This window comes from Nocardiopsis sp. iso_238 (assembly GCF_056173325.1).
The window spans coordinates 3,023,484-3,043,990 of sequence record NZ_CM149668.1 but is presented as its reverse complement, the minus strand read 5'-3'; the positions used below and the strand labels follow the sequence as shown (position 1 = coordinate 3,043,990).

The window sequence follows — 20,507 nt, the reverse complement described above, 5'->3', positions numbered from 1 at the left end:
ATCCTAAAAAGACGGTCATCTCCGGGTCGAGGCGGGGAAGGTCCTCGGTTTCGGCGCACGGGAACCGTACGGTGGCCGAGGAGAGGCCGCGAACGGCGCGACACGTGAACGGAGGAGGAATGTCGGAGACACTCGCCCGGAGGTTGGGGATCGAACCCGGGGACCGGCTGCTCGTCCTCAACGCCCCAGAACGCTACCTGCGGCTGTTGGACCCCCCGCTCGACATCCACATCGACCTCGGCCCGATCGAGGGCGCCGAGTACGACGACGTGCACCTGTTCGCCCTGGACCGGGGCACCGTCGAACGGGAGGGGCCGCGCGTCCTGGAGCTCACCGGCCCGGCCACCCGCCTGTGGGTGTGCTTCCCCCAGCGGGGCGGCACGATCATCACGGACCTGGCGGCGGACAAGGGCTGGGACACCCTCGTGGACGCGGGGTGGCACAGCACCGCCCAGGTGCCGATCGACTCGGACTGGGCGGCGCTGCGCTTCGAACGCCGGAGCTCCTAGGTCCCGACCCGGACGGAGCCACTGGTGGTGTTGACGTCGATCCGACCGTCGGCGCCGTTCCCGGTGTCCACGTCGAACTCACGCTGGCCGGACACCGACGCGCCGGTGACCTCGTACTCCCCGTCCGGGACCGTGGCGACGACACCGCCGCTCACGGTCTCGACCGACAGCAGGTCGAAGGGGTCGGCGGTCCGCAGCCGGACATCGCCGGAGGTCGTGGCGGCCTCCAGCGTGGTGAACCCGCCGCCGAGCTCCAGCGAACCGCTCACCGACTCGGCCCGGACCTCGTCGGCGCTGAAGTCCTCGGTGAGGATCTCGCCCGAGGTGCTGGAGGCGTCCAGCAGGGCGCCCTCACCGGAGGCCGTGATCCGGCCGCTGACGGTGTGCGCCTCCACGGAGCCCGCGACGCCGTCGAGCACGACCTCGCCCGAGACGGTCTCCACCTCGACGGCACCGGCCTGCTCGGTCACGTCCACGGAGCCGCTGGTGGTCTCCACGCTCAGGTCGCCTTCCAGGTTCTCCACGGAGACCCGACCGCTGATGGTCTGCAACGTCACCCGGGTCCCGGCGGGGACGGTGACCTCGTAGTCCACCGAGCAGGAGCTGAAGAACGGCAGCCCCGAACACTCGGTGTCGATCTCCAGCGTGTCGCCCTCGGCCTCGATGTCCTCGTCCGGCTCCGACAGCGGGCTCCCCCGCAGCTTGCGGTCCACCGTGATCCCGTCGCCGGTTCCGCCCCGGAGCAGGACCTCGCCGCCGGTGGAGTTGTCGATCTCCAGCGCGCCCACCCCGTCGAAGGAGTCCGCGCGGTCCGACTGGTTCACGGTCATGTTCCCCAGTACGGAGAGCGCGGTGAGGACCACCAGGGCCAGCACGAGCACCCCGCCCAGGAACATCCACGGTCCCCTGCGGAAGCCCCCGCGTTCCTTGCTTGAGGAGGCGTACAGGCCTCGTGCCCTGAAAGTCATGTTCTTCCCTTCCTGGAAGGCTCGGCGCCCTCCCTCTGGTGTGTCCTGGCGTGGTCGCCGGTCAGTCCCGGTCGTTGCCGCGCAGGTAGCGCAGCACCGCCTGGACCCTGCGGTGGTCGTGGTCGTCCTGGCCGAGGTCGAGCTTGGTGAAGATCGACCTGATGTGCTTCTCCACGGCGCGGTCGGTGATGGTGAGCCGGTCGGCGATCCCGGCGTTGTTCAGGCCCTGGGCCATCACCTCCAGGACCTCGCCCTCGCGCGGAGTGAGGCTCTCCAGGGCCCGGTCCCGGTGTCTGCTCAGCAGCTGGGAGACCACCTCGGGGTCGATCGCCGCGCCGCCCCCGGCCACCCGGCGCAGCACGCTGAGGAACTCCTCGATGTCGGCCACACGGTCCTTGAGCAGGTAGCCGACCTTCTCGGCCCCGCCGCCGAGGAGGTCGGCGGCGTAGCGGCTGACCACGTGCTGTGAGAGCAGCAGCACCGCCACGTCGGGGTGGGTCCGCCGGATCCGCACGGCCGCCTGGATGCCCTCCTCGGAGTAGGTGGGCGGCATCCGGATGTCGATCAGGCACAGGTCGACGTCGGGGTGCTCGACGACGGCGGCGTTCAGCGCCTCGGCGTCGCCCACCGCCGCGACGACCTCCACCCCGGAGTCCTCCAACAGCCGGACCATGCCGCTGCGCAGCAGCACGGAGTCCTCCGCGATGATGACGCGCGGCCCCGGCCGTACGTCCTGTCTGTGGGCCGTGCTCACGGTCACGCCTTCCATGGGATGTTCGCGGTGAGGACGGTGCCCCCACCGGTCGGGCTGTGGACTGTCAGCACCCCGTCGACGGCGTCCACCCGGTCCCACAGCCCGTAGAGACCGGTGCCCGCCTCGGGGTCGGCTCCCCCGACCCCGTCGTCGGTCACGGTGACGCACAGCAGTTCGCCCCCGCGCCCCGAGGACGCGACGCGCTCGACGGACACCGCGACCTGCTCGGCGTCGGCGTGCTTGGCGATGTTGGTCAGCGCCTCGCAGACCACGTAGTAGGCCACGCCCTCGGCCCGGGCCGAGGGGCGCCCGTCCAGCTCCACGTCGAGCCGGACCGGGACCGGGGAGCGGCCCACAGCCACCGGCAGGGCCGCGCCGAGCCCGTGGTCGGTCAGGACCCTGGGGTGCAGGCCGCGCGCGACCTGGCGGAGGTCGGTCATGACCTCCCGGGACTCCGCCTGCGCCTCGGCGATCAGCTCGCGGGCGCCCTCGGGATCGTGGGCGAGCCGGGCGCGCGCCCGGGTGAGGGTCATGGTGAGCGCGAGCAGCCGCTGCTGCGCGCCGTCGTGCAGGTCGCGTTCGATCCTGCGGCGTTCGGCCTCGGCCTCGTCCACCATGCGGAGCCGACTGTCCTGGACGTGCAGGAGGCGGCGCCGCATCCGGACCTCGGGGGCCTCGAAGAGCAGCAGGCGGTGCAGGAGGACCTCGGTGGAGATCATGTGCGGGGCCAGGCGCAGTCCGACCACGGCGGCCAGCGGCCCCACCACGACCAGCACCAGCGGGGCCAGCAGGTCTCCCGGAGAGCCCTGGGCCACGATGTAGGTGACGCCGAGGAACGCGCCGATCGCTGCGGCCCCGCCGCACACCACGAAGACCACGACCAGTCCGGCGGCGAACAGGCCGTGCAGTCCGGCGGCGGTGCTGTAGACCACCATGGTCCACGCCTCGCGGCCGAAGACGAACCGCCAGGCCCGGGTCCAGGGAAGGTCGTCGGCCATGGGATCGGGCGGGTCGGTCTCCACGATCCCGAACACGTTGGCGAGCCGGTCGCGCTGGACCCGGCAGGCCAGCCGGGCCAGCAGGGTGGCGGCGACGGGCAGTGCCACGACGAACGCCGCGGAGTCCAGGGCGATCCGGGTGACGGGCAGGTCCGCGGCGGCCTCGGTCCAGGGCAGGTACAGGCCCATGCCGATCCAGGTGGCCACCGTCACCAGCAGGGACACGGGGATGAGGTAGAACAGGGCCAGGGTCAGGGAGGTCATCAGGTGCAGGACCTGGACCAGGAGCAGCCGCCATCCGGTGCCGTGCGGACCGGAGACGAAGGGAACACCGGCCAGGGCGGTCAGTCGGGCCCCGGCCCGTCCGCCGCTCCGCTCCGCGCTCCGCGCCCGTTGTTCTCGTGTGCCGCTCACAGGACCAATCTAGGATTCCCGGGGACCCGAGCACGAGGTCAGCAGCACGAGGAACGCGGGTGGTGCCAGCACTACCCGGCGGGTCGGGGCGGACGGAGGGTCGGATGACGCGGGGCGGGAGCACGGTGCTGGAACGGGTGCTGGAGGACGTCGGGGGCGTCAACACGTTCTTCGGGGTGGGGGGCGCTCCGCATGCCGGGGGCTGGGAGCAGGTCACCGCGTTGGCCGGGCGGGACCGGGCTTCCGCCGAGGTCGACCGGGTACGGGCCCAGCTCGGGGCGGTCGCGGGAGACGGCCCCGGGGAGGTGGAGTGGCGGGTGGGCGCCTCGCTCTTCCATCAGGGTCTGGCCTCCCGGCTGATCTCGCCCGTGCTGGCGGCGGGGCTGTGTCACGGGGTGGGTCTGCGCCCCGACCTGCTGCTCTTCGACCCGGGGCGCCCCGGGTCGATGGAACTGCGCACGACGCAGGCGGGGCCCGAGCCGCTGTCCCGGGAACCCCTGGAGGTCGCCGCGTGGGTGGAGGAGACCGTGGTGGAGGGCGTGCTGCTCCGCGTGGAGGAGACGCTGACCGGGATCGGCCGGATCTCCCCGGGGCTGCTGCGGGGCAACACCGGCGCGGCGCTGGCGGGGGCGGCGCGTGCCCTGGGCGGAGCCCGGCGCGGGCATCGCGCGGGCGCCGAGGAGGTGGTCCGCGTACTGACGGGGCGCCGTACCCTCGCGGGCACCGGTTCCCACACCGGGGTGGACCGCGCCGGGCTGGCCGTCTTCCGCAGGACCACCTGCTGCCTGTACTACCGGCTTCCCGGGGGCGGTCTGTGCGGCGACTGCGCACTGCGCCGTCCGTCGGGTACCCGTTCCGGTTGATCCGTGGCCCCGGGGCTCGCCGTCGACCGATGAGCGGGGCCAGGCTGGTCAGGCGCGGGACGGTCCCTGCGGACCGCGAATGCCGCTGAGGAGGAAGGCGGTGCGGCGGTCATAGGCGTCCCGGGGCGGCAGTGCGCCGTGTTTGAGGGCGAGAGCGTTGTCGACGATGAGCGCGTGCAGGTCGTCCGCCGTGAACTCGGGCCGCAGGGCCGCCGAGGCGTGCCCGGCCTCGACGAGTTCCTCGTAGATCTCGCCCGCGGCGCGGCAGATGTCCATGAGCTGCCGCGAATGGGGATAGTCCTGCAGCAGGACGTCATTGGTGGTGGGTTGGCGGTACTGGAGGTCGCGGATCGCGGTGAGGTAGTGGTCCACCCGTTCCCCGGCGTCGTCGAGGGACCGGTTGTGGTCGATGACGGCGTGGAGCTCGTCGGCGACGACCTCCTGGATGACGGCCTCGATGAGGCCGACCCGGCCGCCGAACCGGTTGAAGATCGTCGCCTTGCTCACTCCCGCCGCTCGGGCCACCTCCTCCAACGGCACGCCCAGACCCCGCCCCTGGAAGGCGGCGATCGCCGCTCGGCGTATCTGCTCCGCGTTGCGCCGAGCGTCGGCGCGCAGTCGGGGGTTCGCGGGTGTCGCACCGGTCATGGTCCCTGCCGCCTCTCGCCACCGCAGTAATTTGACTCGTTGGGTCAGTTTATCTACGGTCGTTGGCGACAGCGAAACTGACCGGGCTGGTCAACTTATCTGACCCCACCCCACCAGGCCGGACACCAGTACGGGCACACGAGGCAAGGACAGGATCATGATCGTCGTCACCGGCGCCACCGGCGTCCTCAACGGGGCCACCGTCGAGCACCTGCTCAAGCGTCTGCCAGCCGAACGGATCGGCGTCAGCGTGCGGGACACCGCCAGGGCCCGGCACTTCGCTGAACGCGGAGTGCGCGTGCGGCAGGGCTCCTACGAGGACCCGGCCGCTCTGCGCGAGTCCTTCGCCGGCGCCGACCAGGTGCTCCTGGTGTCCGGGAACGATCCGACGGCCGACATGGTGGGCCTCCACCGCAACGCGATCGAGGCGGCGGTCGCGGCCGGGGCCCGGCGGGTCCTGTACACGAGCCAACAGGGAGCCGCGTTCGGTGGGCCGTACCCACCGGCGGCCATCCACGCGGCCACCGAGGAGATCCTCGCCGGTTCGGGGGTCGCGTGGACCTCCCTGCGCTACGGCTTCTTCGGCCACGGCTTCGATGCCCTGCTCGGTCCGTGGCGGGAGACCGGGGTGATCGCGGCTCCGGCCGACGGCCCCGTCCCGTGGACGGCCCCCGCCGACCTGTCCGAGGCCACGGCTGCCGTCCTCTCCGGCGACCGCTCCTTCGACGGGCCCGTCACCCTGATCTCCGGGGAGGCCGTCACCCTCGACGACTTCGCCGGGATCGTCTCCGAACTCAGTGGACGCTCCGTCGAACGCGTCGTCGTCGACGACGAGCAGTGGGTCGCGGACCAGAAGGCGGGCGGTGTGCCGGAGCAGGCGGCCCGCTTCATGCTCACCATGTTCCGCGCGACCCGGGAGGGGTACTTCGCCGAACGGGACCCGCTGCTGGCCGAACTCCTGGGTCGCGCTCCCCTGAGCACGGCAGACCAGCTCGCGGCACACATGAGGCCCTGAGAGGACGCGGAGCACCAGCCACGGCGCCCTCGGCCCCCGGGGCCACCCTGACCCGGGCCGTCATGGCATCCGGGCCGGGGTGGACGGGCAGGGAACGGTCAGCTGGCCTGGGCGGTCGGCATGATGGTGACCTGCTGGAGGTTGACCCGCGGCGGGAGGGACGCGACGAACCCGACGCTCCGCGCGATGTCCTCGGGCGTGAGCCACTCCACGGTCTCCTTCGTGCCCTCCAGCCACGCAAGGGCACCGTCGTCGGTGACGTGGCCCTGAAGCTCGGTGCCGACGATGCCGGGCTCGATCGCCGAGACACGCACCTTCTTCGCGCCCAACTCGCCCCGCAGGTGCCGGGAGAGGTGGGTGACGTACGCCTTCGTCGCGGAGTAGACGGCGAAGTTCGGGAAGATGTTCTGCGCCGCGACCGACGACGTGTTGATCAGGTCCGCGACACCACGCTCCTCAGCGGCCTTCACCAGCTGCGGAGTGAACGCGGCGATGACGTTCATCAGACCGGTGATGTTGAGGTCGATCTGGTGCTGCCACTGGTTGGTCGCCCGCTCCTCGATCGGGGCGGGCAGCATCACGCCCGCGTTGTTGAACAACAGGTCAGCACCACCGAACTCGGCCGCGACCCGGTCCGCCGCCGCCCGTACCGCCGACGCGTCGGTCACGTCGACGGCCAGGGCCAGGGCCTGGCCGCCGTTCCTCCTGATCCGGGCCACCAGCCGCTCCAGCCGGTCCGCACGCCGGGCCAGGACCACGACACGGGCGCCGAGTCCGGCCAGGTGCTCAGCCGATGCCTCACCGATACCGCTGGAGGCACCGGTGACGACCGCGACACGGCCGGAGAGGGGACGGGCGGAAGTCTGCGTGGTCATGGGGCACACCTTTCGAAGCGGGTGGGACGAAGGTTCGGGACCGCGGCCTGTCGCCGTCGGCTCCTCCACAAGAACACCACCCGCGGTCGCCTCACGGGGCGCCGGAAGAGGCCCTGACCAGGGAGGTATCCACAAGGAAGGTACTGGCGGTACCACCCGGCCCGTCGCATGGCCCGCTCTCGCTTGCCACACTGGGGGATATGGATGACCGTGGTAGCGAGCTCGCCGACTTCCTGCGCACCCGCCGTGCCCGGGTCACCCCCGACCAGGCGGGGCTGCCCGATGACGGCCGGGCCCGACGCGTGCCCGGCCTGCGCCGCGACGAGGTCGCCAGACTGGCCGGAGTCAGTACCGAGTACTACACCCGCATCGAGCAGGGCCGGGCGCAGAACCCCTCACCCGAAGTCCTCGAAGCCCTCGCCAGCACCCTGCGGCTGGACCCCTCCGAGCGCGAGCACCTCACTGACCTCCTGGCACGGCCCACACCGGCCCGCCGCGCTCCTCACAGCCCCCAGCGCGTGCGACCCGGACTGCACCTGATGCTGCAGACCCTCGACCACGTGCCCGCGTTCATCCTCGGCCGTCGGACCGACGTCCTGGCATCCAACCGCCTGGCCCGCGAGGTCCTCACCGACTTCGAGGCGCTGCCCGCGACCCGTCGGAACCTGGCCCGCTACTACCTCCTGGACCCCGACGCCCGCGAACGGGTCGGCAGCTGGGAGCAGATCGCCGCCGAAACCGTCGCCATGCTCCGCCTGGAGGCCGGCCGAAGCCCCCAGGACCGGCAGCTCGCCGACCTCGTCGGTGAACTCACTCTGAAGTCACCGGAGTTCTCCACCTGGTGGAACGACCACCGTGTGCTGCGCCGGACGCACGGCGCCAAGCGCTACCACCACCCCCTCGTCGGTGACCTGTACTTCTCCTACGAGTCCTTCCAAGTGCCTGGTGACACGGACCAGACGCTGTGCGTCTACAACGTCGAACCCGGCTCCGACACCTCCCAGGCACTGCGGCTCCTCTCCAACTGGACGGCCCCGCAGCCGACGGGGACGCCGGAACGGGGTGCGTAGGGCACGGGCCGGTCATCGCCCGGGCGTTGGGGTTCCACGACAGGATCACCGCACCGGTCCTCACTGCGGTCGGAGGGAGTGGGAAGTCCCCACGCCTCCGGCGACCGCACGCTGTGACCGGTGGGCGAGGGGCCGTGGGGGCACACGGATCACTCGGTCAACGGCTCCTACCGGTCTCGCCCCGGTGTCCTCGGTAGCGGGTCGAGTCCGGAGTCTCAGAGGCCGTCGGCCGCCCGGCGCACCGCCTCCAGGTCGATCCGGCGCATCCTCAGCATGGCCTGGGTGGCCCGGTTGGCCCGAGCGGGGTCGGGGTCCCACACCAGGGAGTCCAACTCCTCCGGGTAGACCTGCCAGGACAGGCCGAAGCGGTCCTTGAGCCAGCCGCACTGGCTCTCCTGACCGCCGTCGGTGAGCGCGTCCCAGTAGTGGTCCGACTCCGCCTGGTCGCGGCAGATGACCTGGAAGGACACCGCCTCGTCGAAGGTGAACCCGCCTCCGCCGTTGAGCGCGGTGAAGCGTGCCCCGTCCAGCTCGAACTCGACGGTCAGCACGGTGCCCTCGGCCACGGGCATGTCGGGGCCGTAGTACGTCGTGCCGAGCACTCGCGAGTTGTCGAAGACGCGGGTGTAGAACTCCACCGCCTGCTCGGCCTGGTCGTTGAACCACAGACACGGCCTGATCTTGTGCAGGAGCGCCATGGTCTCCCCCTCTCCCCCGGTGTTTCCCTCTCCCCTCTGGTACCCGGTTCTCCCCTGCCGCACCACACTCCCCAAACTTCCCTAAAATCCTGAGAAATCGAGTAGCATGAGGGAAGTTTTCGGAAGACCGAACCATCAGCGAGGAGAACCGTGCCGCAGCAGTACTACTCCGTGGACCAGGTCGCGGACCTCCTGGGTCTGCACGTCAAGACGGTGCGCGCCTACGTCCGCGAGGGGCGCCTGGCCGCCACCCGGATCGGGAAGCAGTACCGGGTGCGCCGCCGCGACCTGGAGGAGTTCACCGGAGGTCCGCTGGCCGAGGAGGAGGGCCCCGAGGCCCCGCTCGACCTGCACGCGGAGGCCTCCACCGTCGTCCAGGTCGACGGGATCGACCGTGCCACGGTCGACCGCGTCACCACCCTGCTCTCGGTCACCGGACGCCCCGAGGACCGCGGGCGCGCGCACGTCCAGGTGGTTCACGACCCGGAGCGCGCCCGCCTGAAGGTGGTCATCGTGGGCGACCTGGCCTCCACCGCGACCCTGCTGGGCTACGTCGACTCCCTCACCGGTGACCAGCGGTGACCGCCTCGGGAAGGGACGCGGAGCCGGTGCCCGAGATCGCCCCGGAGGTCCACCGGCTGGGCGGCCACCCGGTCATGCTCTGCCCCGAGCGGGGTGCGCCCCTGCGTGAGGCCGCCGACGTGATCGGGGACGCCTTCCACCACGGCGTCACCTGGGTCGCGGTGCCCGCCGAACGCCTCGACGCCGACTTCTTCCGGCTGCGCACGGGCGTGGCGGGAGAGTTCCTCCAGAAGTTCGCCAACTACAGGCTCCGCCTGGCCGTGGTCGGGGACGTCTCCCGGTACGTGGCGGCCAGCGACGCCTTCCGGGACCTGGTCCGGGAGTGCGACCGCGGCACCCAGTGCTGGTTCGTCTCCGACCTGGAGGCCCTGGGAGGGCGACTGTCGGCCTGATCCGCCAGAATGCGTCTCACATCATGAGAAACGCATCTCACTTTCAGAGACGCGAGGGTAGGGTCGACCGGAGCCCCCGAGACGAAGGCGGAACGCGATGGCCCGGTACACCCACGGACAGCACCCGATCGTGACCACCTCCTACCTGTGGCGCGACGCCGAGAACTCCGCCGCCTACGCGCTCTCGGAGGTCCGGCCCGGCCGATCCCTGCTGGACGTGGGTTGCGGTCCGGGCAGCATCACCGTCGACCTCGCCCGCAGGGTCGCCCCCGGTCGCGTCACCGCCGTGGACGCCTCCGCCGAGGCGGTCGAGCGGGCGGGCGCCCACGCGGAGGAGGCGGGCGTGGACAACGTCGACTTCGTGGTCGGTGACGTCCACGCCCTGGACCTGCCCGACGACACCTTCGACGTCGTCCACGCCCACCAGGTCCTCCAGCACGTGGGCGACCCCGTGCGGGCGCTGGCCGAGATGGGCCGCGTCGCCCGCCCGGGCGGGGTGGTGGCCGCCTGCGACAGCGACTACTCCGCGATGCACTGGTACCCGCGTCTGCCCGAACTGGACGCGTGGATGGCGCTGTACCAGCGGGTGGCCCGCGCCAACGGCGGCGAACCCGACGCCGGTCGCCACCTGCTGGCCTGGGCGCACGCGGCCGGGTTCACCGAGGTCAGCTATGTCGCGGAGGTGTGGAACCACTCCGACCCCGATCGCCGTGCCTGGTGGGGCGGGATGTGGTCGCGCCGCATCCTGGAGTCGGCCCTGGGCCGTGACGCCGTCGCCAGGGGCATGGCGAGCCAGGACGACCTGGAGTGGATCTCCGACGGCTGGCGGCGGTGGAGCGCGCACCCCGACGGCGTGTTCGTCATCCCCAGGGGCGCGATCCTGTGCCGCGTTCCGGGGTGAGCCACCGGTCCGCGCCCGTCGCCGCCGCCGCGGTCGTTGCACACGTGGGCGATCACCTTGGGCCCGGCGGCCTGCGGGCTGGTCGCGTCACCGCGGACGAACCGCGGGCTGGAGGGAGAGTCGGACATGCGCGCAGCCTACGGGCCGGCTCCGACAACTCGCGGGACACGCACCGGCGGAGCACTGGCGACGGCGGCGACGGCCGATATAGCGTCGGTCCATCGGGACCATCGGCCTTCCGGAGGCACCATGTCCGACCTGCCCATCGGATTCTGGCTCAAGCACCTGGACCGACTCATCGAGCACGACTTCGACCGCGCCCTGGCCGAGGACTCCCTCGGTCGACGCGAGTGGCAGGTGCTCAACTCCCTGCACGACGACCCCGGCACCGTCCTCCAGCTGGACCAGCGTCTGGCGCCCTTCCTGGAGGAGGACGAACCCAGTGTCGCCCCGGTGGTGGAGGCCCTGCGCGAGCGCGGTTGGGTGAGCGGCCTGGTGTCCCTGGAGCTGACCACGGAGGGCCAGCGGGCCCACGGAGAGCTCCTCCAGCGCGTCACACGCACCCGGGAACGCCTGTGTGAGGGCGTCAGCGACCAGGAGTACCGTGACACGGTCAACGTCCTGGAGCGGATGTCGGCCAACCTCGAACCGTCCTGACCGGTCAGTCGAAGTCCAGTTCCCTGGTGAGTTCGACGAAGGCCAGGTCGTCCTGCCGGGGCAGCCCGAAGGCCGCGTCGCCGTAGGGGAAGGGCTCGGTCTTGCCGGTGTTGGTGTATCCGCGCCGCTCGTACCAGGCGATCAGCTCGGGGCGCTGTTTGAGGACCTTCATCCGGATGAGGCGGCACCCCCACTCGCGCGCCGCCGTGCGCTCGGCCTCGGCCAGCACGACCCGCCCGAGGCCCGCGCCCTGGAGGTCGGGGCGCACCGAGAACATCCCGAAGTACGCGCCGTTGACGGTCCGCTGGAGTTCGCAGCAGGTGACGATCTCGCCCTCGGACTCACCCACGAGCACCAGGGTGTTGGTGCGGCCGAACAGTTCCGCCAGGGTGTCGGCGTCCACCCGCTGACCGTCGAGGAAGTCGGCCTCGGTGGTCCAGCCGCGTCGTGAGCTGTCGCCCCGGTAGCAGGAGTTGACCAGATCGACCAGCGCGGGGACGTCCTCGACCTCCGCGCGCCTGAACTCGATCTTGGTCCGTTCGTCCGGCACACCCTCGTCGCCGCGCATGGTGGTCACGCTCTTCCCCCTCGAAATCCTTCGGAATCACCCCGAACCGCGCACCCAGTATGTCCAAGCCCGGGGAGTGGCCCGGCCACCCCCTGGTTCGGGCGGGGTACGCGCCGCCCGGGGAGGAGGCGGCAGGACTACCTCCGGCTGGCCTCCACGTGCGACAGGAAGGAGCGCAGCCGTGCCCGGCCCGCCTCGGCGGGGACCTGCGCCGGGTTGACCATCATCTGGAGCGCCAGCCCGTCGACGAAGGTGTGCAGGAACGCGGCCCAGGTCTCCAGCCAGGGGTCGGGGTGCTCGTGTTCGGGGTCCTCCAAAGGAGGCAGCCCGCCGAGCCCCCCGACCAGCTGGCGGTAGAGGCCGCGCTGGCGGGCCCAGCGCTCCTCCAGGCGGGGGTCGAGTTCCCCGAGGTGTCCGGCGGCCTCCCAGACCCGGAACTCGGCGCTGCGAACGGAGTCCAGGGGGAGCATGTGTTCGGCGAACCCGGCGGCGCGCTCGACCATGGACTCCTCGGGGTCCATGGTGAGCGACTGCTCCCGCATCCGCGCGACCACGCGGTCCTCGGACAGGTCCATGGCGAAGACCAGGAGTTCCTCGCGGGTCTGGAAGTAGTGGCGCAGCGCCCCGGCGGAGAGCCCCGCCTCGGCGGCGACGGTACGGATGGACACGGCCTGGGGGCCGGAGTGGGCGATCACCCTCCACAGGGCCTCGGCCAGCTCCCGACGGCGTACTTCGTGATCAACGATCTTGGGCACTCCCCCTTTCTAGCACAGGTGTGTTATTTTATTTAGCACAGTCGAGTTAAAACAGACATGGAGAGTCGCATGCCTCCCCTGGACGTACTCCTGCCGGTCGCCGGACTGGCACTCCTGGACACCCTGAGCCCCACGACCCTCGGCGTCACCCTGTTCGTACTGCTCAGCGGCGCGACCTCCGTGGCCCGCCCCCTCTTCGCCTACCTCGGCACGGTGGCACTGTTCTACTTCGCCCTCGGGTGCGCGCTCATGCTGGGGCTGGGGGCAGCCCTCAGCAGCCTGTCCCACCTGGCGGACAGCCCCGTCTTCGGCTGGACCCTGCTGGTCCTGGGCGGGGGCCTGTTCGCCTACTCCTGGGTGATGCCGACCAGGAGACGCGCCCCTCGCCGCCCGGCCTCGTTCCGCACCGTCAGCATGATCGGCCTCGGTCTGGCGACCGGCCTGCTGGAGGCCGGGACCGCCCTGCCCTACCTCGCCGCCATCGGCATCATGGGCGCCGCGGGACTCACCGCACCCACCTGGGTCCCCGTGCTCGCCGCCTACAACCTCGTGATGGTCCTGCCGCCGGTCCTGCTCTACCTGGGCCACCGTCTGTTCGGCGAAGGCCTGCGCCCCAGGCTGGACCGCTGGCGCGAGAAGATCGACGCGGGCTCGCGGGAGACCCTGTCCTGGATCATCGGCATCGCGGGGCTGATCCTCCTCGTGAACGGTCTCCAACAGGTGGGGATCATCGACTCCCTGAACCCCTGAGCCGTCGGCGGCCTCCTGTCCCGCGACCGTGTGGAGCTCCCCGGCGCGACTTCCCCAGGTCCGGGTACCGCGCCCCGTCCCCGGCGTGGCCCACCGGGGACGGGCGGGCGGTCAGCGCCCCTGGCGATAGAGCTCCGAGAGCAGCGCCACCGCCGCGTGCGTGGCCGGGTGCGGGTCGTGCCGCCGCCAGACCAGCCGTACCGGGATCAGCGGCGCGTCCCGCAGGGGGCGGAAGACGATCCCGTCGCGCCGGTACTGCGTGGCGGTGCTCTCCGGGGTGATGCCGACCGCTCGGCCGGTGGCGATCTCGGCCAGCCAGTCGTCGATGTCGCGGGTGGGTTCCATCTCCGGGCGCGCGCCCTCCGGCCACAGGTCCGCGGTGGTGGTCCCGGTGCGCCGGTCGAACAACAGGACCCGGTCCGTCAGCTCGTCCAGGCGCAGCGAGCGCCGCCGGGCCCAGGGGTCGTCGGAGGCCATCGCGCAGTGCCGCCGTTCGTGCCCCACCACGGCGCTGTCGAAACGCTTGCCGTCGAAGGCCGCCCTGACCACCGCCAGGTCGCACAGCCCCTCGGCCAGTCCGCCGGTGGGGGTGTTGGTGCGGATCAGGTGCAGGTCCACGCCCGGGTACAGGTCGGCCCAACGGCGCTGGAACTCGGCCGTGTGGCGGCCCACCGCCGACCACGCGTGCCCCACCCGCAGGCGGGTGTGGCCGGTGGTGGCCTCGCTCACCAGGTTGTCCGCCTCGGCCAGCAGGTGGCGGGCGCGGGCCAGCACCTGGACCCCCGCCGTGGTGGGCGTGACGTTGCGGCTGGTGCGGTGGAGCAGGCGCACGCCGAGGATGCCCTCCAGGGCGGCCAGGGTCCGGGACGCCGCCGCCTGTGAGACACCCATGTCCAGGGCGGCGTCGCTGAAGCTGCCGGTGTCCACGATCGCGACCAGGCAGCGCAGGTGACGGAGTTCGAGATCCATGACTCCAGCGTATAGATGATCCCTCGTATGCATTTTGCGTATGTGAACGGTCGGTGGATGCTCACGGTATGACGACTTCCACCGACACCCGGACGGGCGCCGAGCGCTGGCGGGGCATGGCCGTGATGCTGGTCGGCGGCGCCTCCAACCAGGTCGGCGCGGCCACCGCCGCCCTCGCCTTCCCGGTGATCGGGCCGGTCGGGGTGGTCGCGATCCGACAGTGGGTGGCGGGCACCGTGCTGATGCTCGTGGGACGCCCCAGGCTGCGCTCCTTCACCTGGCACCAGTGGTGGCCGGTAATGGCGATGGCGCTGGTGTTCGGGTCCATGAACCTGACCCTGTACCTGGCCGTCGACCGCATCGGGCTGGGGCTGGCGGTCACCCTGGAGTTCCTCGGCCCGCTGGCGGTGGCCCTCGCCGCCGCACGCCGCTGGACCGACCTGGCCTGCGCACTGGTGGCGGGCGGGGCGGTCGCGGTCCTCATGCGACCGCAGCCCTCCACCGACTACGCGGGGATCGCCCTGGCCCTGGTCGCGGCGGCCTGTTGGGCGGCCTACATCCTGCTCAACCGGACGGTGGGGCGGCGGCTCCCCGGGATCGAGGGGTCGGCGACCGCCGCCGGGATCTCCGCGCTCGTGTTCGTGCCCGTGGGGATCACCGTGCTCCTCCTGCACCCGCCCACACCGGCCGCCGTCCTCTGTGCGGCGGTGGCGGGGGTGCTCTCCTCGATGGTCCCGTTCCTGGGCGACCTGTACGCGTTGCGCCGGGTCCCGGCCCGCTTCTTCGGCCTGTTCATGAGCGTGCACCCGGTGATGGCCGCCCTCGCGGGCTGGCTGGTGCTGGGCCAGGCCCTGGGCCGGGTGGAGGGTGCGGCGATCCTCGCGATCTTGGCCGCCAACGCGGTCAGCGCCGGGACGGTCGGCCGGGGTCGGCCCCGCCTCGAAGGAACTCCAGGGCGGGCCCGGTCTGGCTCGTGAGGGCGTGGCCCACCCCCGGCAGCATCCGCACCCGGGCGTGCGGAACACACGTTCGCACGCGTCGGGCGGTCTCCTCGGAGTCGAACATCCGATCCCGGTCGCCCACGGTCACCTGGAGCGGGAGGGCCAGCGCGCGCAGCGCCTCGTCCGGGAAGACCGGCAGGGTCTCGGTGCGCGGGCGGAACCGGGTGAAGACCCCGATGATCTCGTCCAGCACCGCCTCGTCCCCGGAACGGCCGAGCCCGACCAGGTAGCGGACCGAGCGCTCCCGGGCACCCGATCCGAACAACATGAGCAGACCCGCCCCCAGGATGCTCCACCGGCGTTGGGCGCCCAGTCCGCCCGGGCAGCCCAGAGCGAGGCGGGTGACGCGGCCGGGGCGGCGGATGGCGTAGTCGAGCGCCGTCCATCCTCCCAGGGACATTCCGGCCATGGCGGTGTCGCTCAGGTCGAGCGCGGCGAACACGTCGTCCAGCCACAGCGCGCTGGCCTCGGTGGACAGGTCGGGGCGGGAGGGTGCGCTCAGTCCGGGCTCACCGACCAGGTCCACCGAGTACACCCGGAAGTGCTCCGACCACGCGGGCAGGTCCGCGAACCAGTGGCTGCCGTTGGCCCCCGAGCCGTGCAGCAGGACCAGCGGCGGGGCCTCCTCGGGGCCGCAGGCGAGTACGAAGGTCTCCCCCTCGCGGGTCGGGACGGTCAGTCGCCGGGCCGGGACCGGGGCGTCGTCGAGGGCCCGGAGGTACCGCTGCCGGAGCCACCGCCCGTCGTCCTCGGTTCGGTAGATCGTACTCATGACACACGTCCTCTCTTTTCTTCCTCAAAGTATCCTAACCTTCCCTATAGATGAGCATTGAAAGGAAGAAAAGAGAACATCTATCTCTGGTTTGACCTCAAGTATTGTTCAGGTTCTACGGTTCAGGGGTAGCCAACGACACGGACCGGTGGACCCCATGAGTATGGAAATGGCCGCGTGGAACTCGATCTACCACGCGATGCACGCCCACGAGGATCAGCGCCCCTTCTCCCGCCCGGTCCTACACAGGATCGCCTCCTTCGCCCGACCCCACGCACGCCCCCTGGCCTGGTTCCTCGGTCTCAGCGTGCTCATCGCCGCGCTGGCGGTGGCCGCGCCGCTGCTGGCCGGTGAGGTCGTCAACGAGATCGTGGCCGGATCCGCACTCGGGCCGGTCCTCCTCCTGGCCGGGCTCATCGCCCTGGTCGCGACGGCCGAGGCCGCCCTGTCCCTGGTCGTGCGCTGGCTCTCCTCCCGGGTCGGTGAGGGGCTCATCCTGGACCTGCGCACCACCGTCTACGACCACGTCCAGCGCATGCCGGTCGCCTTCTTCACCCGTACACGCACCGGAGCCCTGGTCAGCCGCCTCAACAACGACGTCATCGGTGCCCAGCGCGCCTTCAGCGACGTCCTGTCCGGGGTGATCAGCAACGTCGTCACCCTCGTGCTGGCGCTGGTCGTCATGGCGACCCTGTCCTGGCAGATCACCCTGCTCTCGCTGCTGCTCCTGCCCGTCTTCGTGCTGCCCGCCCGCCGTATGGGCGCCCGACTGGCCAGGATCGAACGCGAACGCACCATCCACAACTCGGCCATGAGCACCCAGATGACCGAGCGCTTCTCGGCGCCCGGCGCCACCCTGGTCAAGCTCTTCGGACGCCCCGACGACGAGTCCGCCGAATTCGCCCGCCGCGCCCGCCGGGTCCGCGACATCGGGGTGCGCACCGCCATGGTCCAGGAGGTCTTCTTCACCGCCCTGACCCTGGTCTCCGCGCTCGCCCTCGCCCTGGTCTACGGCCTCGGCGGCTTCTACGCGCTGCGCGGCCAGCTCGACGCCGGAACGGTCGTGGCGATGGGCATGCTGCTGACCCGCCTGTACGCTCCGCTGACCGCGCTGGCCAGCGCCCGCGTGGAGGTCATGAGCGCCCTGGTCAGCTTCAGCAGGGTGTTCGAGGTCCTGGACCTGAAGCCGCTGGTGGACGAGAGGCCGGATGCGCGCCCGGTCCCCGCCGGGCCGGTCTCCCTGGAGTTCGACGACGTCACCTTCGGCTACCCCACCGCCGACCGGGTCTCCCTCGCCTCACTGGAGGAGGTCGCCACCCTGGACCCCACCGACAACGGTCCGGTCCTGCACGGGGTGTCCTTCCGCGTCGAACCCGGCCAGACGGTGGCGCTGGTCGGCTCCTCCGGAGCGGGCAAGTCCACCATCGCCCAGCTCACCCCGCGCCTGTACGACGTGGACGAGGGCACCGTCCGCCTGGCCGGGACCGACGTCCGCGACCTGACCTTCGCGTCCGTGCGCGCCACCCTGGGCATGGTCACCCAGGACGGTCACCTGTTCCACGAGTCCATTCGCGCCAACCTCACCCTGGGCGCCCCCGACGCCACCGACGAACAGGTCTGGGACGCCCTGCGCCGCGCCCGCCTGGACACCCTCGTCGCCGGTCTCCCAGACGGGCTGGACACGGTGGTGGGCGAACGCGGCTACCGCTTCTCCGGAGGGGAGCGCCAGCGGCTCACCATCGCCCGCCTCCTCCTGACCGGGCCCGAGGTGGTCATCCTCGACGAGGCCACCTCCGCGCTGGACTCCACCTCCGAGGCGGCGGTCCAGGCCGCGCTGGCCGAGGCCCTGGAGGGACGGACCGCGCTGGTCATCGCGCACCGGCTCTCCACGATCCGCGCGGCCGACGCCATCCTGGTGGTCGAGGCCGGCCGGATCGTGGAACGCGGCACCCACACCGAGCTGCTCGCCCGGGGCGGCCGCTACGCCGAGCTGTACCGGACCCAGTTCTCCCACGGCGACCCCGAACCGGCGGCGGCCGGGTAGGCCCACGAACCCCGTCCCCCGGTGGCGCCACACCGGGGGACGGCCACGGTGACGCCCGGGATCGCGAGTGAGGATCCCGGGCGTCACACGTGTCATCGCACCGGACCCGCGCCCGCACCATGGACGGCCCTCGAAGAAGCCGAGCGAACTCGTCGAAGACGGCCCGGTCGCCGCTGTGACACCGCAGGGTGCCGGGCAGGCCCACGGGTTCACCGGAGGGCTGAGCCCGGTCGTGGAGCGACGAGGGGGCGGAACGCACGGTGCGTTCCGGTCCCGCAGTCCGCTTTCAGCCCCGCGCGTCCGGACCTGACGGGCGGCGCGGGGCGCGCACCCGCCAGGCCTCGTCCAGGAGCTCGGCCAGCTCCTCGGCGCCGACCAGGTCCAGGCGCACCAGCACACTGGCGTGCCCCCGGTAGTGGTCGGTCGTGAAGAACCGTTCCGGATCGCTCTCCCTCAGCTCCCGGCCCTGCTCCGCACTGGCCCGCCACAGCACCAGGACGCCCGGTGTGTCGTGCAGGCGGGCGAAGATCCTCCCCGAGGCGTAGAAGGCGGGGCGGCCGTAACAGGGGCGCTCGCTCACCCCGGGCAGTTCCAGCGCGATCCGCCGGACGTCGCCCTCGTCGCTCACACGCGCTCCTCCCCCACCGTTCCGGGGACTCAGATCTCCTTGATGACCCTGGCCGGGTTCCCGACCGCCACCACGTTCGCGGGCAGGTCCTTGGTGACCACCGCGCCCGCGCCCACCACGGTGTTCTCACCGATGGTCACACCAGGGCAGACGATGACCCCGCCGCCCAGCCACACGTTGTCCCCGATGGTGATGGGCTCGGCCGCCTCCCACTTGGCGCGGCGCAGCTCCGGGTCGAGGGGGTGCGTGGGGGTGAGCAGCTGGACACCGGGTCCGATCAGGACGTCCGCGCCGATCGTGATGGGGGCGACGTCGAGCATGACCGCGTCGAAGTTGACGAAGGAACGCGGCCCGATGGTGATCCGGTACCCGAGGTCCACGCGCAGCGGCGGACGGACCTCGCTGCCCTCACCGAGTTCACCGACGAGGTCGGTGAGGGCCTTGAACCGCCCCTCGGCGTCCTCTGCCGCGCTGTTGTTGAACGCCTCGGAGCGCAGCCGGGCCCGGGCCACGTCCGCGTCGATCTCGGGGTCGTCGGCGAGGTAGAGCTCACCGGCCAGCATGCGTTCCTTCTGAGTGCCCACGGGGGTGGTCCTTCCTTCGGGAGTCCTGGTCCGACCCTAACCCCGGGGGTCCGGGGATCACACGGCACTTCAGAGGATGGCCGGCCCCCGGCAGGGCCCGGACGGCGGCGGCCACGACCCAGCTCAGCGGCACCGCGAGCACCGCCATCCCGGCGAACTTCGCGAGGGCCACCGCCTCCCGCGCACCACGGGCCAGGAATCCATGGGGACGGCCCTGAGTGCCCCCTGAGGCCCCACGGAGCTCCGATGGCCCTCACACGGGGGCGGGCGGGTGGAGAATGGCCCCATGTCCACTTCCGAACGGGGGTCCCTGCTGCCCCTGGTGGCCACCGTCTCCGCCGGTGGGGCCCTGGGGGCGCTGAGTCGCCACGCGCTGGACGTGCTCTGGCCGCCCGCGGCCTCCGGTGTCTCCTGGACGATCCTGGCTGTCAACGTCACCGGCAGCCTGCTGATCGGCCTGCTCATGGAGCTGGTCGTGCACCGCTGGCCCGGGAACCGTCTCGTCCGCCCCTTCTGGGGGGTGGGGTTCCTCGGCGGCTACACCACCTTTTCCGCCTACGCCACCGACGTGGTCACCGCCGTCGAGCGGGGCGCCCCACAGGTCGCGCTGGTCTATCTCCTCCTCACCCTGGCCGGTGCGCTCACCGCGGCCTGGGCGGCCTCGTCGCTGGCCCACCGGTTCCTCACGCACGGAGGAGGGCGCAACCCGTGAGCGCGCTGATGGTCGTCCTGGGCGCGGCCGTGGGAGCCCCCGCACGCTTCCTCGTGGACCTGGAACTCAAGCGCCGGTTCGGTGAGGGCTTCCCATGGGGGACCCTGGTGGTGAACGCGGTCGGCAGCCTGCTCCTGGGGGCGCTGCTGGCGCTTCCCCTGCCCCCGGAGGTGATGTCTCTGCTGGGAGTGGGGCTGTGTGGGGCACTGACCACCTACTCCACGTTCGCCTACGAGACGGTCCAGCTCTCCCGGACCGGTTCGCGCGGCCGCGCCCTGGTGAACGTGCTGGCGCACCTGAGCCTGGGTGTGGGCTCCGCCTGGCTCGGACTGACCATGGCCGGGGCGTTGCTGGGCTGAGGCACGTCACTACTGTGTCGG

General features: G+C 71.7%; 25 protein-coding genes. 13 read left to right on the top strand and 12 right to left on the bottom strand.

Going from position 1 to position 20,507, the window contains the following annotated elements:
* Positions 1–119: 119 nt before the first annotated feature.
* Positions 120–509 carry a hypothetical protein gene (locus AC0VYL_RS13710; protein ID WP_475452969.1) on the top strand — a complete coding sequence of 130 codons (390 nt, stop codon included), beginning with the start codon at positions 120–122 and terminating at the stop codon, positions 507–509.
* Here the strand turns inward: AC0VYL_RS13710 and AC0VYL_RS13705 are convergent.
* The 3 genes from AC0VYL_RS13705 to AC0VYL_RS13695 all read right to left on the bottom strand — a co-directional run bounded on the left by AC0VYL_RS13705 (position 506) and on the right by AC0VYL_RS13695 (position 3,643).
* Positions 506–1,477, bottom strand: coding sequence for a DUF4097 family beta strand repeat-containing protein (locus AC0VYL_RS13705; protein ID WP_475452967.1), 972 nt, complete (start codon positions 1,475–1,477; stop codon positions 506–508). The genes AC0VYL_RS13710 and AC0VYL_RS13705 overlap by 4 nt on opposite strands.
* A 61-nt stretch (positions 1,478–1,538) precedes the next feature.
* Positions 1,539–2,246, bottom strand: coding sequence for a response regulator (locus AC0VYL_RS13700; protein WP_475452965.1), 708 nt, complete (start codon positions 2,244–2,246; stop codon positions 1,539–1,541).
* Complete coding sequence (locus AC0VYL_RS13695) at positions 2,234–3,643, bottom strand: sensor histidine kinase (RefSeq protein WP_475452963.1); 1,410 nt, start codon at positions 3,641–3,643, stop codon at positions 2,234–2,236. Before AC0VYL_RS13695 ends, AC0VYL_RS13700 begins: the two co-directional genes overlap by 13 nt.
* A gap of 104 nt (positions 3,644–3,747) precedes the next feature.
* On the opposite strand from AC0VYL_RS13695, the gene AC0VYL_RS13690 reads away from it, so the two are divergent.
* Positions 3,748–4,506: a (2Fe-2S)-binding protein gene (locus tag AC0VYL_RS13690; protein ID WP_475483391.1), complete on the top strand. Its 759-nt coding sequence runs from the start codon at positions 3,748–3,750 to the stop codon at positions 4,504–4,506.
* Positions 4,507–4,554: 48 nt separating this feature from the next.
* Here AC0VYL_RS13690 and AC0VYL_RS13685 read toward each other — a convergent pair whose 3' ends face one another.
* Entirely contained in the window at positions 4,555–5,154 is a 600-nt protein-coding gene (locus tag AC0VYL_RS13685) for a TetR/AcrR family transcriptional regulator (protein WP_475483390.1), read from the bottom strand.
* 157 nt (positions 5,155–5,311) lie between these two features.
* Here AC0VYL_RS13685 and AC0VYL_RS13680 point away from each other — a divergent pair, with 157 nt between their 5' ends.
* Positions 5,312–6,169 carry an NmrA family NAD(P)-binding protein gene (locus AC0VYL_RS13680; protein WP_475452957.1) on the top strand — a complete coding sequence of 286 codons (858 nt, stop codon included), beginning with the start codon at positions 5,312–5,314 and terminating at the stop codon, positions 6,167–6,169.
* A gap of 98 nt (positions 6,170–6,267) precedes the next feature.
* Here the strand turns inward: AC0VYL_RS13680 and AC0VYL_RS13675 are convergent, their stop codons facing one another.
* Positions 6,268–7,044 (bottom strand): SDR family oxidoreductase, encoded by a 777-nt coding sequence (locus AC0VYL_RS13675; RefSeq protein WP_475483389.1) that lies wholly within the window; start codon positions 7,042–7,044, stop codon positions 6,268–6,270.
* 200 nt (positions 7,045–7,244) lie between these two features.
* Between AC0VYL_RS13675 and AC0VYL_RS13670 the strand changes: the two genes are divergently transcribed.
* On the top strand, positions 7,245–8,114 hold the full coding sequence (locus tag AC0VYL_RS13670; protein ID WP_475483388.1) for a helix-turn-helix transcriptional regulator: 870 nt from the start codon (positions 7,245–7,247) through the stop codon (positions 8,112–8,114).
* Between the two features lie 215 nt (positions 8,115–8,329).
* On the opposite strand, the gene AC0VYL_RS13665 is transcribed toward AC0VYL_RS13670, so the two are convergent.
* Positions 8,330–8,812, bottom strand: coding sequence for a VOC family protein (locus AC0VYL_RS13665; RefSeq protein WP_475483387.1), 483 nt, complete (start codon positions 8,810–8,812; stop codon positions 8,330–8,332).
* 150 nt (positions 8,813–8,962) lie between these two features.
* On the opposite strand from AC0VYL_RS13665, the gene AC0VYL_RS13660 reads away from it, so the two are divergent.
* From AC0VYL_RS13660 to AC0VYL_RS13645, 4 genes are all read left to right on the top strand, one after another.
* Entirely contained in the window at positions 8,963–9,394 is a 432-nt protein-coding gene (locus tag AC0VYL_RS13660; RefSeq protein WP_475452949.1) for a helix-turn-helix domain-containing protein, read from the top strand.
* The gene (locus AC0VYL_RS13655) at positions 9,391–9,786 is read left to right on the top strand and encodes a DUF4180 domain-containing protein (protein WP_475483386.1); all 396 of its coding nucleotides are present in this window, start codon (positions 9,391–9,393) and stop codon (positions 9,784–9,786) included. The genes AC0VYL_RS13660 and AC0VYL_RS13655 overlap by 4 nt, the downstream gene beginning before the upstream one ends.
* 97 nt (positions 9,787–9,883) lie before the next feature.
* Positions 9,884–10,687 carry a class I SAM-dependent methyltransferase gene (locus AC0VYL_RS13650; protein WP_475483385.1) on the top strand — a complete coding sequence of 268 codons (804 nt, stop codon included), beginning with the start codon at positions 9,884–9,886 and terminating at the stop codon, positions 10,685–10,687.
* A gap of 249 nt (positions 10,688–10,936) precedes the next feature.
* Positions 10,937–11,344 carry a MarR family winged helix-turn-helix transcriptional regulator gene (locus tag AC0VYL_RS13645; protein WP_475452943.1) on the top strand — a complete coding sequence of 136 codons (408 nt, stop codon included), beginning with the start codon at positions 10,937–10,939 and terminating at the stop codon, positions 11,342–11,344.
* Between the two features lie 4 nt (positions 11,345–11,348).
* On the opposite strand, the gene AC0VYL_RS13640 is transcribed toward AC0VYL_RS13645, so the two are convergent.
* A complete protein-coding gene (locus AC0VYL_RS13640; protein ID WP_475463061.1) occupies positions 11,349–11,912 on the bottom strand; it encodes a GNAT family N-acetyltransferase in 564 nt (187 codons plus the stop codon).
* Between the two features lie 137 nt (positions 11,913–12,049).
* Positions 12,050–12,667: a TetR/AcrR family transcriptional regulator gene (locus AC0VYL_RS13635; RefSeq protein WP_475452940.1), complete on the bottom strand. Its 618-nt coding sequence runs from the start codon at positions 12,665–12,667 to the stop codon at positions 12,050–12,052.
* A 69-nt stretch (positions 12,668–12,736) separates the two neighbouring features.
* Here AC0VYL_RS13635 and AC0VYL_RS13630 point away from each other — a divergent pair, with 69 nt between their 5' ends.
* Positions 12,737–13,417, top strand: coding sequence for a GAP family protein (locus AC0VYL_RS13630; protein ID WP_475483384.1), 681 nt, complete (start codon positions 12,737–12,739; stop codon positions 13,415–13,417).
* A 111-nt stretch (positions 13,418–13,528) separates the two neighbouring features.
* Here AC0VYL_RS13630 and AC0VYL_RS13625 read toward each other — a convergent pair whose 3' ends face one another.
* Entirely contained in the window at positions 13,529–14,386 is an 858-nt protein-coding gene (locus AC0VYL_RS13625; protein ID WP_475452938.1) for a LysR family transcriptional regulator, read from the bottom strand.
* Between the two features lie 68 nt (positions 14,387–14,454).
* Here AC0VYL_RS13625 and AC0VYL_RS13620 point away from each other — a divergent pair, with 68 nt between their 5' ends.
* Entirely contained in the window at positions 14,455–15,363 is a 909-nt protein-coding gene (locus AC0VYL_RS13620) for an EamA family transporter (RefSeq protein ID WP_475483383.1), read from the top strand.
* Here the strand turns inward: AC0VYL_RS13620 and AC0VYL_RS13615 are convergent.
* Complete coding sequence (locus tag AC0VYL_RS13615; protein WP_475483382.1) at positions 15,290–16,159, bottom strand: alpha/beta fold hydrolase; 870 nt, start codon at positions 16,157–16,159, stop codon at positions 15,290–15,292. The genes AC0VYL_RS13620 and AC0VYL_RS13615 overlap by 74 nt on opposite strands.
* Positions 16,160–16,316: 157 nt before the next feature.
* Between AC0VYL_RS13615 and AC0VYL_RS13610 the strand changes: the two genes are divergently transcribed.
* On the top strand, positions 16,317–18,203 hold the full coding sequence (locus tag AC0VYL_RS13610) for an ABC transporter ATP-binding protein (protein WP_475483381.1): 1,887 nt from the start codon (positions 16,317–16,319) through the stop codon (positions 18,201–18,203).
* Between the two features lie 286 nt (positions 18,204–18,489).
* Here AC0VYL_RS13610 and AC0VYL_RS13605 read toward each other — a convergent pair whose 3' ends face one another.
* The gene (locus AC0VYL_RS13605) at positions 18,490–18,831 is read right to left on the bottom strand and encodes an MmcQ/YjbR family DNA-binding protein (protein WP_475483380.1); all 342 of its coding nucleotides are present in this window, start codon (positions 18,829–18,831) and stop codon (positions 18,490–18,492) included.
* 29 nt (positions 18,832–18,860) lie between these two features.
* A complete protein-coding gene (locus tag AC0VYL_RS13600) occupies positions 18,861–19,394 on the bottom strand; it encodes a sugar O-acetyltransferase (protein ID WP_475463059.1) in 534 nt (177 codons plus the stop codon).
* A 307-nt stretch (positions 19,395–19,701) separates the two neighbouring features.
* Between AC0VYL_RS13600 and AC0VYL_RS13595 the strand changes: the two genes are divergently transcribed.
* Positions 19,702–20,127: a fluoride efflux transporter FluC gene (locus tag AC0VYL_RS13595; protein WP_475452928.1), complete on the top strand. Its 426-nt coding sequence runs from the start codon at positions 19,702–19,704 to the stop codon at positions 20,125–20,127.
* A complete protein-coding gene (gene crcB, locus AC0VYL_RS13590; RefSeq protein ID WP_475452926.1) occupies positions 20,124–20,486 on the top strand; it encodes a fluoride efflux transporter CrcB in 363 nt (120 codons plus the stop codon). The genes AC0VYL_RS13595 and crcB overlap by 4 nt, the downstream gene beginning before the upstream one ends.
* Positions 20,487–20,507: the final 21 nt, after the last annotated feature.